Here is a 13,975-nt window from a genome sequence, read left to right on the forward strand (position 1 = left end):
CACGCTTACGTCGCGGCGCTGTCGGGGCCGAACGGCACCCAATACGCCTGGATGAACAGCGAGCAGTTGTAGCTCCAGGTGATGTCGAGCTGCAGGTTCCAGGTTTCGCCGTTGCACACCGGCACGTTCAGGCTGCCGAATACGGGGTTCTGGAACGCGCCGTTTTCGTCCTGGTGGTATTGATAACTGGCGCATGTCTTGTAGAGGCTGCCGTCGCCGAGGGTGCAGCTGAGCATGCCGAAAAAATCCGGCGCGCTCGCATTGAGTTGCTGTGGTCCGAAGCTGACCACGATCAGGCCGTCGGTGGCGGCTGTGCCGGTGCAGGCGGGATTGCCGGCGCTGATCGGAATCGCCACCCGCTTGCCGAGCAGGCTCACGCTGCCGTTGCCGGCCACGGCCACGCCGGCCACCGTCATCGACGCGGCGGTCAGTGCGCCGCCGACTTCGAGCAGGCTGCTGCCGCTGCTGACGCCGATCACCACGTTGTTCTGGGTAACCGTCAAAAGCTGCGGCGATGGCTGCGAGCCCACGGTCAGTACCGTGCCGCTGTCGTTCTGCAGGCCGATCTGCGCTGTCTGGCGCACCACCAGATGGTCGACGTTGCTGCTGCCGCCGTTGAAATTCACGTCGCCGTTGACTTCCAGCGCATAGCCCTTCTGCAGCGCGTTCAGCGGCATGTTGATGGCAACGGTGTTTTTCGGCTCGCCTTCCGGTCCGTTGTTGAGCACCAGCATGGCGGGCGGCGGCGGATCGTCGCCCTGCTCCAGCGTGACGGTGCTCTGGAACAATCCCAGCAGCGCGGGCAGCACCATGTACGCGGACAGATTGGCCGGAATCGAAACACGCTCGCTGCCGTCCCTTTTTTCCACCAGGGTCAGTTGCGTATCGCTGTCCACCGAGCGCACCTGCCAATTGCTGTTGCTGCCGGGCGACTGGTCCGGCTTGACCATGTCGATCATCAGCCAATCGCCCGACTGCAAGCTGGAGAAATCGGTGCCGCTGCCGGTGATCATCGTGCCGTTGCTGCTGATCGTGCCCTGGCCGGGCTTTACATCCGATTTGCTCTCGCCCTGCGTTGGTATTGGCGTTGACGTCGGCGTCGGCGTCGAAAACAGTTGCGCGCCGGACGGCAAGGCATTGCTGTCGGCCGGCGCGTAGCTGTAACTGGATTGCTCCAGAATGATCGGGAACTGATCGTTCAATTCAAGCTGCGTCTTGCTGTGGATTATCTTGATCTGACGCCACTGCTGTTTCAGATAGCCCAGCACGATGGTGTCGCCGACGCCGATCTGGCTGGTGAACGTGGTGCTGAAACCGTTGAGCTGGGTGTACGGATTGACGGCATCGGCCGACACCATGCCGTTGCCGACCAGTCCATCGCCGGTGCCCACGCTCAGCGACGCCGGCGGATGGGTCATCAGCACGCCCACGTTGCCCTGGTTGTAGTAGATCGGGCTCAGCGCCGCGGTGGGATTCTGCTTGGTCCAGTAGCTGAGGATCGGCAGGTTTTCCAGTTTGCTGCCGTTGCCTTCGAACGAAAGCGCCTTGACGGTGCCGTTCACCTCCAACGCTTCCTGCGGCATGACGGCCGCATCGTCGAAGCCGATGCCCACCTTGCGTTCGGGCGTGATGCGCAGCGCCGCCGGCCCGGGTTTGCCGCTGCTGGCGGCGGCCGGCAAGCCCAGACCGACATTGCCGTCGTTGTCGATGCGGAAGATCTCCAGCGGCGGATCTTCGCTGAGGCCGGCCAGAAAACGCACGAGATGGGTGCGGATGTAGCCATAGCCCACCGGCACCAGCATGTCATTGGCGAAGGCGCGCTGGATCTTGTAGACCTGCTCGCCTTGCCGGGCGGAGGTGCCGACCGCGGCGATCACCGCCTGGCCTGGTGTCGGCGCGGCCGTACCCCTTATGCGCTGCGGTATCACCACGTCGCCCGGCTGCAGCGGCGGAAAGATGCCCGGCTGCATGAATAGCGTCGTGCCCTGCGCCTTGAGCGTGCCGGGTGCCGGCGTAACGATGCGCGCCAGTTCCAGGTTGGCCTTCGGAAAGTCGACGCCGATGCCGAGATTGTCGCGCGTGGTGAGCATGCCGTTGAACTGGCTGCGGCTGGCGGTAACGTCGAGGTAATCGTGCTTGCCATCCTGGTCGCGCAGCGCCTGCAGTTGCACGCCCTGCACGGGATCGGAGCCACTGCCTTCGGTGACCAGCTCCAGCAGGCCCAGCCGCGAGCCGACGTAGCGCCGCTCGGTGTTGCCCTGCTTGAAGATCAGATCGTTGATGTTGCCTTGCGGCGAGAAGGACACCACCGCCAGCAGAATGTTGATGCCCGGCTGCTGCAGGGTCGGCAGTTGTTCCAGCAGCGGTTGTTGCACGATGCGTTTGTAGCCCGGCACGCCGCTGTCCACGCTGTAGTCGGCGTATACCTCGTTGTAGCGGATGGTGAGATAGATCGGGCCATCGTCCGGCCCCGCCGTCAATGCAACGATCTGCGGGACGCTGAGCACGATCTGGCGACCGAGTTCGTCGATCGCCATGCCCGGGCTTACGCGCACCTGGTTCGACTGGCTGCTGGCCTGCCAGCTCACCAGCAGGCCGCTGGCGATGCCCCAGGTGTGCAGGCTGCTGTTGAGCAGCGTGCGCATCTGTATGTTGTAGTGCTGCTCGCAGACGAAATCGCCGGTGAGCAGGGCTTCGCCGGAAAAATAATTGACGCGTTCGACGGGAGGAAGCTCAGACATAGGCCAGCCATTGCACGGTGATCGGCCCCGTGTTTTCCGCGGCCAGCGAGAACAGCGACGTCAAGGTGAGCGTGAATTTCTCCGTATCGACGCCGCTCACCGCCGTGGCATACGGCACGCTGCCGAGCACGGTGACCATCACTTGCGGAATCCGCTTCCATTCGCTGCCCGGCGGCGGGTTGAAGTACACCGGCTGTTCCACGCTCTTGCCAGGTTGGCGCAGATCCGTGCTCGGCACGGACGCCACGCCGCGCAACATGCTCTGGCTGCTGCCCTTCGGCGCCATCGCGTTGATATCCGCAGTGCCGCCCAGGTTGGCGGGAAGACGGCTGGCGACCGGTGCGCGCAGGTCGGTGACGCCATCGATGACGCCGCTCTTCACCGTCACCTGCGCCAGCACCACGCTGCGGCCCGGCGCACTGGCGCCATCATCGAGCACCTGCAGGCCGCTGGCCATGTTCACCTCGGTGTCCGACGTGCCTTGCACCGGCGGCGGGTTGTTCGGATCCGGGTAAACCAGATACACCTTGTACACCTGGTCCGTCGCGCCGGAAGGAAGCGCCAACGCTTGCGCACTGTCGCCAGGCAGGATCAGGAAACAACCGTTGTCGTCGAAACCAGTGCCCGGCTGCACCGCCAGGCTGGCAGGCCCGGCGCTGCTCACCGCCAGGCCGTTCAATACGCCCGGCGTGTAAAGCATCTGGTTCTGCAACTGCATCCAGTTCACCAGATAGTTCTGCGCCGTCGTCATGTTCTCGGCGGTGAGGAACATGCCGGCCTGGTATTTCACCGTGTACGCGATATTCGCCGGAATCGGCGGTGTGGGCGCGGGCGGTGGCGTGGACGCGCTGAGCGATGTGGTTGGCGTAGTCATGAAGATGGCAACGTGCTACCGAGGAGGGTGGTGAAATCGAGTTTGGGGTCCGGCAAAGACGGTGCGGGCGGCGGCGATACCGGGCTTGGCTGAAAACACATGCCGCCGAGGATCTGCACCTGGTAGCGGCAGGCCGCGGGCTTGATCGCGTCGAGCAGCACCGGCAGTTTCGCCAGCAGCTGGCGCACCTGGTCCGCGCCGTCGTCGTCGAGCACGTGTTGCGCATCGCTGTACCTGGGCAGCATCACCTGCACCAGAAACAGCCATGGCGCATAGCCCGACAACAGCGGCAGCCCCGGCCGCCAGGCGCATGGCAAGATGTAAGTGCTGCCGGCCGTGTCGCCGATCACGATGTCGGGCGGCGACGGGTTCAGCACCTCGATGCTCACCGTGCTGGTGACTGCTTTGCTGCCCGGCGGCGTATAGCAACTCACCTCCATCGGCAGATCCAGAAACAGATCCAGCATCATGTTCATGCCTTGCGCGGTTCCGCGCAGCCGGTACAAGGCCATGATCTGGGCGATCACCTCTCGCTTCCGATCCAGCGACCAGCTTCCGTCCAGCAGCAGGTTCACCCATCCGGCCAGCCAGTCGAGCACGCCGTCGAGCCAGGCGCTGAAGCTGGCGAGCGGATCGTCGTCCTGCGCATTCGCCGCGGTGGCACTCGTCAGCGGCAGGCGTAGCTCGGGCACGCCGATGTAGCTGTCGAAATCGCGCAGGATCGCGTCGCGGTGCTCGCTGCCGGAAATCGGCGGAATGAAGGTGTCGTCGCCCGACGGAAACAAAAAACTGAAACGGCTGTAGAACAAGCTGCCGACGACGTCCGCGGCGAGCAGTTCCTGGATGCCGCGCCGCCCGTCCAGCGTGCCGTCGGCGATACCGGTGAGCAGCTTCTGGAAGATCGTCAGATAGCGCGCGAGAAAGCCGTCGTCAGCCTTCGCATACGCGGCGGGGAGATAGCGCAGATAGCTGGCAGGCATGCTCATGCCGCGTTCCTCGCCTGCAGGCTGATGCAGCGCACGCGCGGCAATCCGCGGTAAAGCATGGCCGGCGTGCCCGGCGGCAGATCCGCGAGCAGTGCGTTGACGTTCAATTGCGCCAGCCAGCCGAGCTGCGCACTGGGCGCATAGCTCCATTGCATGCCGTCCATTCCGGAAACGCCGGGCACGCTCTCGATCACATGCTGCAGATCTTCCAGCTCGGGCGGACGATCGTATGCCCAGCGCTCGCCGGGCTGGAAATAAGCGAACAGCGTATTCATCAACGCAGTCAGCACCGTCTTCAGCACCACGTTGGGTGGACAGCGCACGGACACGTCGAGATTGATGTCGGTGAGCTGCGCGGCGCGCACGTTCACGCGGTTGCCGAGCAGCACACGCGGCGACACGTAGGTGCGCACGCTGTCCAGCAAGGTTTTCTCCGCCTGCGCCGCATCCGCCGCAGCCTGCCCCAGCGGCGGCTGCAGCACCAGCACGCTGCGCCGGCTTCCGGGCGGGGGCGGCGCGCCGGCATCGGTCGGATCGATGAGCTGATAGGACCACGCCGCATCGCTGAGCACGTAAGCATTCGTGGCCTCGCCGCTCACCAGCGCATCGGCGCGCCGCACGCGCAGGACGGTTTTCGACGAATCCTGCGATGCTGACTGCTGCGCATCGATCATCGCATTCGTTTGCAGGGCCAATGCCTGCACGTCGCTCAGGCTCAGCGCCAGATAGGGTGTATCCCGGTAATCCAGCACCGCATGCTGCAATTGCGCGCGCGTGAGAGTGACGCCGGCTTCGATCTGCCCGAGCACGTCGCGCAGGCCCTGGAACGCGAAATCGAAATCCTTTTCGGCCGCCTCGCTGTAGGGCGTCGTGTTGGAGGTAAACGCCAGCCCCAATACGTCGCGCAGAAAATTCTGGTCCGCCTGGATGGGAATGGCGTTGTTCTGGTACAGCAGGGATTCGCCGATCCAGCACAGCAACTGCAACAGCGTGATGCCCGGATCGGAGTCGTTGTAATCGGTCCACAGGCGCGTGAACTGCGGAATGCGCCGGATCAGCTCCGCCTGCAGGGCGGCGCTGTCGCGCGTATCCAGATCCGGCAGTTCGAAACTCATGCGCTACCTTCCCGCACCGGTCGCGTACACCAACACGCTCATCGTGCCCGCTACCGGCAACTGATCCGGCGCCAGCGGCACGTTGCCGTTCTGCACGCCGTTCAAGGCGATGCCGAGCACGGCGCCGACGCGCTTGTCCTTGCGCAGCATGCGCGTCACCTGCGCCGCCTGCACGGTTTGCCCGAAAGCCCATCCCTGCCCGTCCGGACCGCCGAATACCGGCTGGAAAAACGCCTGCAGTTGCGCAGCCAGATCCTGCTGGGTGGCGTTGCTTTGATCGCTGGGCACGTCGGCCGCCACCTGCGCGACCACGTCGATGGCGACATAGCTAGGGCCGCAACTGCCGATGCGCGGCGCCAGCGGCGCCAGGCAGCGTGCACGTACATAGGCCGTCACCTGATCCAGCAAGGCGGGCGGCGCATACGGGCGCGGCGCGTCGGAGAGCGCCAGCACGCCGATCGCGATGCGCTGATCCGGCGTCACCACGGCGCGCGCGCGGCTCACCATCGAACTGGCGGCGCGCGCCAATGTGCCCAGGTCGTCCAGTTGCACGGCGCGATCGTTGGCTTTTGTCTGCGTGGGCGCCGCCGCCTCCAGGTCGCCGACGCTGTCGCCGTTCACGCCGCCCTGCGCCGGCGCGGGATTGTTCACGGCGGCGATCGCGCTGAAACCCTCGCGCAGCACGCTGAGCTTGCCGGCCGCCACGTTGCCGGCAATACCCTGCGTATATTCGTAATGGCTGGCGACGATGTTGTTGTAGCCGGCGGGGGGAATCATGCCGTTGTAACCATCGCCGAAGGTGACCCTGCCGTTTTCGCTGTTCAACGTGTAGACGCGATCGGTCGGTCCGTAGAAGCAGAAATTTTCCACCTGGGTCCAGCGGCGCGCCGTGGTATCGCTGCCGCCCGCGCTGGTCGCGGAAGGCGTGACGGAAAAACTCAGCGCATCGCCATCGTCCGGCGCGGGCGCCGGTTCCATGCCGGCCGGCTCGATCACGTCCAGTTGTAAGCCCTGCAGCACCGGTGTGTAGCTCAGCTCGAACGACTGGCTGGGCTGCTCGTTGCTGGAGCCGAGTATTTCGCTCAGCACGGTGCTGCGATTGCCGGCCATCGCCGCGTTGGGATAGATGCCATAGACGTCGACGTCCTGGCGCGGATACGGATTGAGGATGCGCAGCCAGCAGGCGTCCTGCGAATACAGCGTGGCGGCGATCAGATCATCCGGCACGGTGAAGCGCACGATGCCTGAGCGCGTCAAACCCTTGGTGCCGTCGTCGATCGACAACGCCTGCCAGGCGGCACCGTCGTAATACTCCCACTGCTGCGTGGGCGCCGGCAGGTCGTATTCCCGCGACAGATAGAAATACAGCGACAGGCCGCGCCCCAGCGTGTAGCGGACGAAATCCTGCGGCGAAAAGCCCAGATAGCAACTGGTGTAGCGATCCGTCACCGGCTTGAACGGACTGTGGCGGAAGGCTTCCAGCGCAAAGGCGTTGTAGGTCCACAGGCTCTGCGGCGTGGCCGTGTAGGCATAGCTCAGGCACAGCGACTGGATATACGGCGGCGCGTAGCTGCTTGGCGTATAGGTATAGGAGAAATTGACGCCCTCCACGTTGTTCAGATAATCCGTCACCTGCTGCTTCTGCTCGGGCGGAAGAATGCTGTCGGGAATCTGGTCGATGGTGGTGCTCACCGCCTGGGTGGTGATCGCACCGATCTCGCCGTAGCCGCCCGCGGCGATCACCACGCGCAGCCAATAGCCTTCCGCACCGGCCACGGTGGTGCGCTGCATCGCCGGACACAGAAATTGCACATAGCTCGCGCCGAGCGGATTGCCGCGCAGCGCGTTGGTGGTGTCGATGAAGTGATAGGTGCCGATCTGGGTGGGCGTGGCATTGAGCGATTGCCAGGTGGAACCGTCCCAATACTGCCAGTACAAAGTGACCGGGTAATCCGTGGTGACGTAGCTCAAGGCAAAGTTCAGCGTGATCTGCGCGCCCTGGCGCACGAACAGATTGTCGGAGCAGATATAGAACGCGTCTTCCACCGCCGGCGTCTGCCCGAAGGGATACACGCCGTTGCGCAAGTTGACGATCACCGTACCGCACGCAGCCTGTTCCGGCTGGATGCCGTCGCCGCTCAAGGTGCAACTCAAGGCGGACACGCTGGGCAACTCGCTCGCCAGCGCATTGACGACGCGCAGCGTCGGCGCCGGCCGCACCAGCAGCCAGTACATCGGTTGTTCCGCATCCGCATCCGGATTGCCGGCGAAACCGCTGCTGCGGCCATCGGCCTGGTACAGCTCCGCTTCCAGTTGCGTCAGCGTCAGCGGGCCGGCAGTGGGCGCCTGGGTCACCTCGATGCTCAGATCAAGATCGCCGATCGTACCGATGACGGTGGCCGCCAGCGGCGCGAGCGCGCCATCGGCCCATTGCTCGAAATACTCCGCGGCAAGCCGCGCGCCGCTGAGGTGCACCGTGATGCGTTGCAAGGATGGATCGGGCTTGAACAGTTGCGGATCGCCGAGCATGAACCAGTGCGACAAGGGCAGTTCCTGCTGGCTGTCCTGCCCGGCGAGAAACAACGGTATGGGCTGGCCCTTGCCCATTGCGTCGAAAACGTCGATGTAGCGATCCTGCGAGGGAATCATCGTCAGCAGCGCCGACAAGGTGGCAGGCACGACTTCCAGCGCTTCGTTGGTTTGGAACGCCATCAGCGGATCGTCGCTGTTCGACACCACCGTATCGGCCGGTATCGCGCACGGCGGTTGCTCCGCCTGCAGCGTGAAGGCGAGCGGCGCCTGCGCCGCCAGCGGCGGGCGCAGTTGCATGTCGAGAAATTGATAGAAGGCCAGCTTGCGCTGATGGGGGACTTGGTTCTGCATCTGCCCGATGTAGCGCCCCAATAGCGCGAACAACTTCAGCAGCACCAGGCCCGGATCCTGGTTCACCTGCTGCGCATCCGGCTCCTGCGTGCTCCATGGATCGGTCCAGTCCGGCGTATAGGTGCGCGCCAGCGCCAGCGCCTGCTGGTAGAACGCATCGGTGCTGCGGAAATCCAGGATCGGATCAGTCATGATGCGTCACACCGCACCGAGCTTCCCGTCGGCGGCCAGTTCCTCCAGCACGGCGATGGCGCCGCTGATCCGCTGCAGCGTGTCCTTGAGTTCGCGCGTGCGCTGTTCCAGCGCGCGCAGTTGCGCCTGGCCGGTTTCGTATTCCTGGCGCAGCGCCATCAGGCGCTGTTCGATCTTGCTGGAGACAAGGCCGGCGTCATCGATCGATGGCGGCATGTTCATGCGGACTCCTCAGCTCTTCAGATAGAACGGATAGACCAGGTTGTCGGGACGGTTCTTGTCGCGGATGACGTAATCCACGGAAATGATCATGCGTTGCGGCTGATCCAGATCGATCGATGCCGTCACCCCAACGAGCTGGATGCGCGGCTCCCATTGCTCCAGCGCATCTTGCACGTAAAGCTGCGCCAGGCTCAGCGACGCGGCATTGCCGGCGGCGAACACCAGTTCGTTGATGCGGCAGCCGAAATCGGGCAGCAGCACACGCTCGCCCGGCGCGGTCTGAAGAATCAGCACGATCGCCTGGCGGATGTCGTCTTCGTCGACGGCGAAGCAGATGCTGCCGCCCTGCACGCGCACCGGAAACGCCCATCCGCGCCCGAGAAAATCGTCACCTTTGTTGCGGATCGCGTTCATGGCTCACCCGATCAACACGTTGCCGGGACCGTTCAACACCACCATCGGCAGCGGCGCCTGCGGACCGGCCGGGGGCAGGTCGTGGCAGGTTTCGCACGGATCGCCCGCGCGCGCCGCGCCACGGCCGTTGATGCGCACCGTGGTGCTGCCGAGCAGGATGCGTCCCAGGTTAGTGGGCGGCTTCTGGAACGGACCGCCTTGCGGAATGTGCGGCGGCAGGTTGTTCGCCATCGAACCCTGCAAGGCGGCCGGCTGCTTGTTGATGAAGACGTTGCGGCTGACCTGCTGCGTGATCCTGCCATTGAACGGACACGGCTCCGGCGTGGGCATCGGCCCGCCGGGCGAGGGAATCATCACGATGTGAATATCGGCCGCATTGACGATGCTGTCGCCGAATCTCGCTGCGGGTTTTCCCGGCATGGTGTGATGCTCCTCAGTTGAGTTCGATGGTGGCGGCATTGAGCTTCATGCTGCTGCCGCCGTTGGCCTGCATGCCGCTGGCGCCAAGCACGAGCTTCACCGCGCCGGTCGTGTTCTGGATCGTCACCTCGCGCGCCTTCAGGTTCAGCTTGCCGGCCGCACTGATGCTGATGTCGCCTTTGCTTTCGATGCTGATGCGATTGTTCGCGGTGTCGAGGGTGATCGCGTTCTGCTTTTCGTCGATCAGCGTAAGCTGGCCATTCTTGCTGTCGTCGAAGATCAGCTGCTTGCCCTGCTTGGTTTTGATCACGCGCACGTCCTGCTGCTTTTCCGCACCTTGCACCGGTGGCTTGATGCCGCCATTCCACAGGGTGCCAAGCACGATGGGCGCATTCGCGTTGCCCTGGATAAAGGCCACCAGCACCGAATCACCCTCGCGCGGCAGGAAGAACGCACCGTAATCGGCGCCGCCGTAGAAGCTCATCACCTGCAGCCAGTCCGTGGTGACTGTGCTGCCCTTGAGCTGGAACGTCACGGTGACCCGTCCCAGGCCCTTGGGATCTTTCGTTTCCTTCACGGTCGCCATCACCACCCCCATCGCGTTCGGCGTCGACGACGATGAAGGCATGGCGAAATCCACGTTGATGCTCATGCACCGCTCCTCTTCAATGTCAGGCTCGTGCGGTAGCCGCTGTCGAGGTCGTAGCGATGCGTGCTGCCCTGCACGTAATAGATGCCGTCGAAGCTCTGGCTGAGCCCCTTGAGCCGCACGTTCACGCCGGCCACCAGACTCGGGTCGCCGGCCAGTTCCGCGCTGCCCTCGATAAAACCGCCGACGTTCTTCAGGTATTCGGCGTTCGCATACGCCTGCAGGGCTTCCACCCGCGTGATCGAATAATCGGCCAGGGCCATGCTGGCGCTGGGGAAGTCGCTGCTGAAGTCATAACCGGTCTCGCTGCCGCCCATCTTGACGCGCGTCGTATTGGGATTGCTCTGCGCGACGATTTGCTGGTTGGTAAGCGGATCGAAACTCACCGCCTTCACGCTGCTGCCTTCGGTGCGCACGCGCAACTGCAGACTCACGCTGTGCAGGTTGAGTGGAAAGCTCAGGGTCTTGACCGGGCTCAAGCCTTCCGCGCTGGGCCGAAATTGCACGTCGGTACCGCTGACCACCAGTTCGTAATGAATAAGTTTGCAGCGGCCGAGGATGAAATCGTAATTGCTCTGCTCGCTCTGGCAGACCCATGCGTTGAGCGCGACCGCGGCGCCGGGCGTCACCACTTTCACCTGCGAGGATTTGGCCGCGGTGATCGCGATCTGGTTTTCGTCCATGTTCTCGTAGTCGCGGGTGTGATTGCCGAAGCGCAGCCTGGCCATGGCGTCGAATCCGCTGACCGTTGCGCTCGAATACGGCCCGAAGCTGGGATCGATCGCGTAGATCTGCCCCTTGATCAGCGACTTCGGCTGGCCGATGCCAAGCTGCACTTCCACCTTCGCACCCGGTTTGAAGGTTTCCAGATCCACCCCCTGCCAATTGCCCTGCGGCGACATCAAGTTGAAGGTGAAGCTGAACATGCCCGGCACGTTCAACTGGTTGGAAACCTCCACCGCGGTGATCGCGCTCGACAGGTTGTTCGCCAGCGGCCTGCCGTTGAGCAGGATCTGGAAAGCCGCCGTTTCGACCCGCGCGCTGCACATGCTCACACCCTCGCCGGCGGGTTGTACGACTCGCCGTGCACGTCGATGATCACCAGCGTCTTGCCGATGTCGGCGGGCGTGGGGAAGTTCAGCGGGTCGTAGATCGCGTTGGCGTCCGCGATCAGCCGCCACAACGATGCATCGCCGAGCGTGTGCTGGGCGATCAGGTACAGGCGATCGTTTTCGGCCACGGTCCAGAACTGGCGGCAGTTGGCATAGCCGCGCGAAGCCAGATCCTGCTGCGGCGTCAGGATCGATTTGAAGGTGACGCGCAACTCCGCACGCACCGGCACGCCCGATTCCAGGAACAGCGTGAATTTCTGCTCCAGCTTCACCACCATGCCGGTAAACAGCGCGCCGGCCCAAGAAAACACCACCGTCGGCGGTTCCCGGCGCATGCCCGTGCCGGCGGTGGGCTTGGTCAGCGCGGCGATCTGGTCGGTGTATTTGCGCACGTCGCTTTTGCTGTCGTAGGTATCGAAGAACAGGTTGACCGTGAGGTCGTCGTCGACCACGCGCTGGAACTGCACGTTGGAACCCTCGCCCGCCGCCAGCACCGTCTTGTTGAGCGACAGCTCGGTGGGGTTGTACATCACCGGAATGGTTTTCGTCGGTGACGACTGCACGATGATTTTCGCCTTCTCCAGCATCACAGCCCCCTGCGGTAGCGTTCCAGGCTGACCCGCCGCGCCATCACGCCGGCCACCTGCCTGGCCAGTTCGCGCACCATGTGCGGAGCAAACGCCGCCTGCTCGACCTGCTCGCGCGACGGCGCGGACTGAGCCACCTCGCGCACGATGCGGCGGGTGAGTTGCTGCTCGATGCGTTCCACCTGTTGCTTGATCAAGCGCGATGGCGCGGTGGCGGCGGCGCGGTAAACGAGCGGCGTCGCTGCGCCTGTCGATGCCGCCAGCAGGGACGAGCCTTGCGCGGTGAATGCAGGGATGCTCGGAGTTATTCCCTGTTCGATTCGAAGCGAGCGTAGGCTGGGATGAAATCCCAGCGCTTTTGCAGCTCCCAGTGCTGGGATTTCATCCCAGCCTACGCGGATTGACTGGCTCTGCGAATTAGTCTGTGCATCCGGAGGGCCGGATACGGCCGAAGCGGTCGATGTGTTCGCTCGCGCAATGCTTTGCCGTTGTGTCGGCCATGGTGGTGGGTGCGCGATCGGAAAAATTCCGCTGTATTCGTGCTGCCGATGTGTCGATGTTTGGAATGCGCAAAGCACGCGCTGGATGAATGACAAGGAAGTCAATGCGTGACGCCGGAACTGGAGACGAATGCTCCTTTGCCTTTCGCCATGCGCATCCAATCTCGATCGTCGCCCCGGCGAAGGCTCTGTCTCTCGATCACGTCTTTCCGTTTGATGCCTGCTGACAGGTAGCCACCTGTCGCGGTAAGCCAGCTCCCTCTCCCCCATCTTTGATAAATAACGGGGGAGAGGGTTGGGGTGAGGGGCGAATCTCGCGAAATGGCTTGTTCCACGCGAGATTTAAAGAACAAAAATTACGCGTAGCCCCCGAGTCTCCCGCAAGCCCAGCCCCTCACCCCAACCCTCTCCCCCGTTATTTATCAAAGATGGGGGAGAGGGGGCTGGCTTAATGCGTATTGGAGTGGTGCGACAAGTACAGGGCAACCAACCGCCCGCGTGATGCCGAAAGGCCACAATGACCCGCTTGAATTTGGCGCACGACAAACCTGCACGGTTTCGCCCCACATGCCATCGCATCCGCGCCAGTCGCGACCACGCACGCACGATCACCTGCACGACAAGCTGCATCGACGTTGAAACCGGCGACAGATACACCAGATGCGCCCACCTCCCGCTCACGCCAGGCGCAAACGCATGCGTGCTGAAGCGCATGCTGATCGTCGCCATCGGCGCGCGGCTGCGTATCACAACGCCCCCATCACCGCGTTGGCGGCACCGGCCGCGGCGGCATACGCTGTGGCGGCCAGGCTTTTCTTGATGCCTTCGTGCGCCAGCACGAAACGCTGGGTGGCGACCAGGCTCTGGCTTGCATCCAGACGCGGCCCCTGCCATTCCGTGGGCCAGGCGTTGTAGAAGTCGTACCAGACGTTGGGTATGCCCATGTCGCCGAGCAGGTAGATCGAGCCGTTCTTGCGCTTGATCTTGCCCTGCAGCGTGGACTGGTACCACAGCCACACCGGATCGAGCGCGGTAATGCCCGATTCCAGCACGATCGGCGTGTAGCTGACCACGCCGCCCAACGAGTAGCTCTTGTCGTTGACGCCGCCCTCGCGCACGGTCATGACTTCCATCTTCGATTCCAGCCCGGATACCGACGTGAAGCCGCCGACCAGGATGCCTTCCACTTCCACGAAGAAGCTGTAAGCCTTGAACGGATCCAGGTGCGCGCCCATGCGCTGTGCGGCGGCGGCCGCGGCGTTGATGCCCAATGCCATAGC

General features: G+C 63.7%; 13 protein-coding genes. All 13 read right to left on the bottom strand.

Going from position 1 to position 13,975, the window contains the following annotated elements; all coding sequences use genetic code 11:
* Nucleotides 1-5: 5 nt before the first annotated feature.
* The 13 genes from EO087_RS14215 to EO087_RS14270 all read right to left on the bottom strand — a co-directional run bounded on the left by EO087_RS14215 (nucleotide 6) and on the right by EO087_RS14270 (nucleotide 13,972).
* The gene (locus EO087_RS14215; protein ID WP_128899447.1) at nucleotides 6-2,741 is read right to left on the bottom strand and encodes a hypothetical protein; all 2,736 of its coding nucleotides are present in this window, start codon (nucleotides 2,739-2,741) and stop codon (nucleotides 6-8) included.
* Nucleotides 2,734-3,615, bottom strand: coding sequence for a hypothetical protein (locus EO087_RS14220; protein ID WP_128899448.1), 882 nt, complete (start codon nucleotides 3,613-3,615; stop codon nucleotides 2,734-2,736). Before EO087_RS14220 ends, EO087_RS14215 begins: the two co-directional genes overlap by 8 nt.
* Nucleotides 3,612-4,601 (bottom strand): phage tail protein, encoded by a 990-nt coding sequence (locus EO087_RS14225; RefSeq protein ID WP_164931858.1) that lies wholly within the window; start codon nucleotides 4,599-4,601, stop codon nucleotides 3,612-3,614. Before EO087_RS14225 ends, EO087_RS14220 begins: the two co-directional genes overlap by 4 nt.
* Nucleotides 4,598-5,716 carry a hypothetical protein gene (locus EO087_RS16320; protein WP_164931859.1) on the bottom strand — a complete coding sequence of 373 codons (1,119 nt, stop codon included), beginning with the start codon at nucleotides 5,714-5,716 and terminating at the stop codon, nucleotides 4,598-4,600. Before EO087_RS16320 ends, EO087_RS14225 begins: the two co-directional genes overlap by 4 nt.
* Before the next feature lie 3 nt (nucleotides 5,717-5,719).
* Nucleotides 5,720-8,791, bottom strand: a complete 3,072-nt coding sequence (locus EO087_RS14230; protein ID WP_128899450.1) for a hypothetical protein — start codon at nucleotides 8,789-8,791, stop codon at nucleotides 5,720-5,722.
* A gap of 6 nt (nucleotides 8,792-8,797) precedes the next feature.
* Complete coding sequence (locus tag EO087_RS14235) at nucleotides 8,798-9,013, bottom strand: hypothetical protein (protein ID WP_205744374.1); 216 nt, start codon at nucleotides 9,011-9,013, stop codon at nucleotides 8,798-8,800.
* 9 nt (nucleotides 9,014-9,022) lie between these two features.
* Nucleotides 9,023-9,427: a GPW/gp25 family protein gene (locus tag EO087_RS14240; RefSeq protein ID WP_128899451.1), complete on the bottom strand. Its 405-nt coding sequence runs from the start codon at nucleotides 9,425-9,427 to the stop codon at nucleotides 9,023-9,025.
* A gap of 3 nt (nucleotides 9,428-9,430) precedes the next feature.
* Complete coding sequence (locus EO087_RS14245; protein WP_128899452.1) at nucleotides 9,431-9,847, bottom strand: PAAR domain-containing protein; 417 nt, start codon at nucleotides 9,845-9,847, stop codon at nucleotides 9,431-9,433.
* Between the two features lie 13 nt (nucleotides 9,848-9,860).
* Entirely contained in the window at nucleotides 9,861-10,499 is a 639-nt protein-coding gene (locus EO087_RS14250) for a phage baseplate assembly protein V (protein WP_205744375.1), read from the bottom strand.
* Nucleotides 10,496-11,545, bottom strand: a complete 1,050-nt coding sequence (locus tag EO087_RS14255) for a phage late control D family protein (RefSeq protein WP_128899453.1) — start codon at nucleotides 11,543-11,545, stop codon at nucleotides 10,496-10,498. Before EO087_RS14255 ends, EO087_RS14250 begins: the two co-directional genes overlap by 4 nt.
* A gap of 2 nt (nucleotides 11,546-11,547) precedes the next feature.
* A complete protein-coding gene (locus tag EO087_RS14260; protein ID WP_128899965.1) occupies nucleotides 11,548-12,195 on the bottom strand; it encodes a peptidoglycan-binding protein LysM in 648 nt (215 codons plus the stop codon).
* Nucleotides 12,195-12,800, bottom strand: a complete 606-nt coding sequence (locus EO087_RS14265) for a hypothetical protein (RefSeq protein WP_128899454.1) — start codon at nucleotides 12,798-12,800, stop codon at nucleotides 12,195-12,197. Before EO087_RS14265 ends, EO087_RS14260 begins: the two co-directional genes overlap by 1 nt.
* 641 nt (nucleotides 12,801-13,441) lie before the next feature.
* On the bottom strand, nucleotides 13,442-13,972 hold the full coding sequence (locus EO087_RS14270; protein WP_128899455.1) for a phage tail protein: 531 nt from the start codon (nucleotides 13,970-13,972) through the stop codon (nucleotides 13,442-13,444).
* Between the last annotated feature and the right edge of the window lie 3 nt (nucleotides 13,973-13,975).

The sequence above is a fragment of the Dyella sp. M7H15-1 genome (assembly GCF_004114615.1).
Taxonomy (GTDB): Bacteria; Pseudomonadota; Gammaproteobacteria; order Xanthomonadales; family Rhodanobacteraceae; genus Dyella_B.

Excerpts from the sequence above, each read along its gene's own strand:
- EO087_RS14215 (WP_128899447.1), bottom strand. The coding sequence starts at position 2,741 with ATGTCTGAGCTTCCTCCCGTCGAACGCGTCAATTATTTTTCCGGCGAA.
- EO087_RS14220 (WP_128899448.1), bottom strand. The coding sequence starts at position 3,615 with ATGACTACGCCAACCACATCGCTCAGCGCGTCCACGCCACCGCCCGCG.
- EO087_RS14225 (WP_164931858.1), bottom strand. The coding sequence starts at position 4,601 with ATGAGCATGCCTGCCAGCTATCTGCGCTATCTCCCCGCCGCGTATGCG.
- EO087_RS16320 (WP_164931859.1), bottom strand. The coding sequence starts at position 5,716 with ATGAGTTTCGAACTGCCGGATCTGGATACGCGCGACAGCGCCGCCCTG.
- EO087_RS14230 (WP_128899450.1), bottom strand. The coding sequence starts at position 8,791 with ATGACTGATCCGATCCTGGATTTCCGCAGCACCGATGCGTTCTACCAG.
- EO087_RS14235 (WP_205744374.1), bottom strand. The coding sequence starts at position 9,013 with ATGAACATGCCGCCATCGATCGATGACGCCGGCCTTGTCTCCAGCAAG.
- EO087_RS14240 (WP_128899451.1), bottom strand. The coding sequence starts at position 9,427 with ATGAACGCGATCCGCAACAAAGGTGACGATTTTCTCGGGCGCGGATGG.
- EO087_RS14245 (WP_128899452.1), bottom strand. The coding sequence starts at position 9,847 with ATGCCGGGAAAACCCGCAGCGAGATTCGGCGACAGCATCGTCAATGCG.
- EO087_RS14250 (WP_205744375.1), bottom strand. The coding sequence starts at position 10,499 with ATGAGCATCAACGTGGATTTCGCCATGCCTTCATCGTCGTCGACGCCG.
- EO087_RS14255 (WP_128899453.1), bottom strand. The coding sequence starts at position 11,545 with ATGTGCAGCGCGCGGGTCGAAACGGCGGCTTTCCAGATCCTGCTCAAC.
- EO087_RS14260 (WP_128899965.1), bottom strand. The coding sequence starts at position 12,195 with ATGCTGGAGAAGGCGAAAATCATCGTGCAGTCGTCACCGACGAAAACC.
- EO087_RS14270 (WP_128899455.1), bottom strand. The coding sequence starts at position 13,972 with ATGGCATTGGGCATCAACGCCGCGGCCGCCGCCGCACAGCGCATGGGC.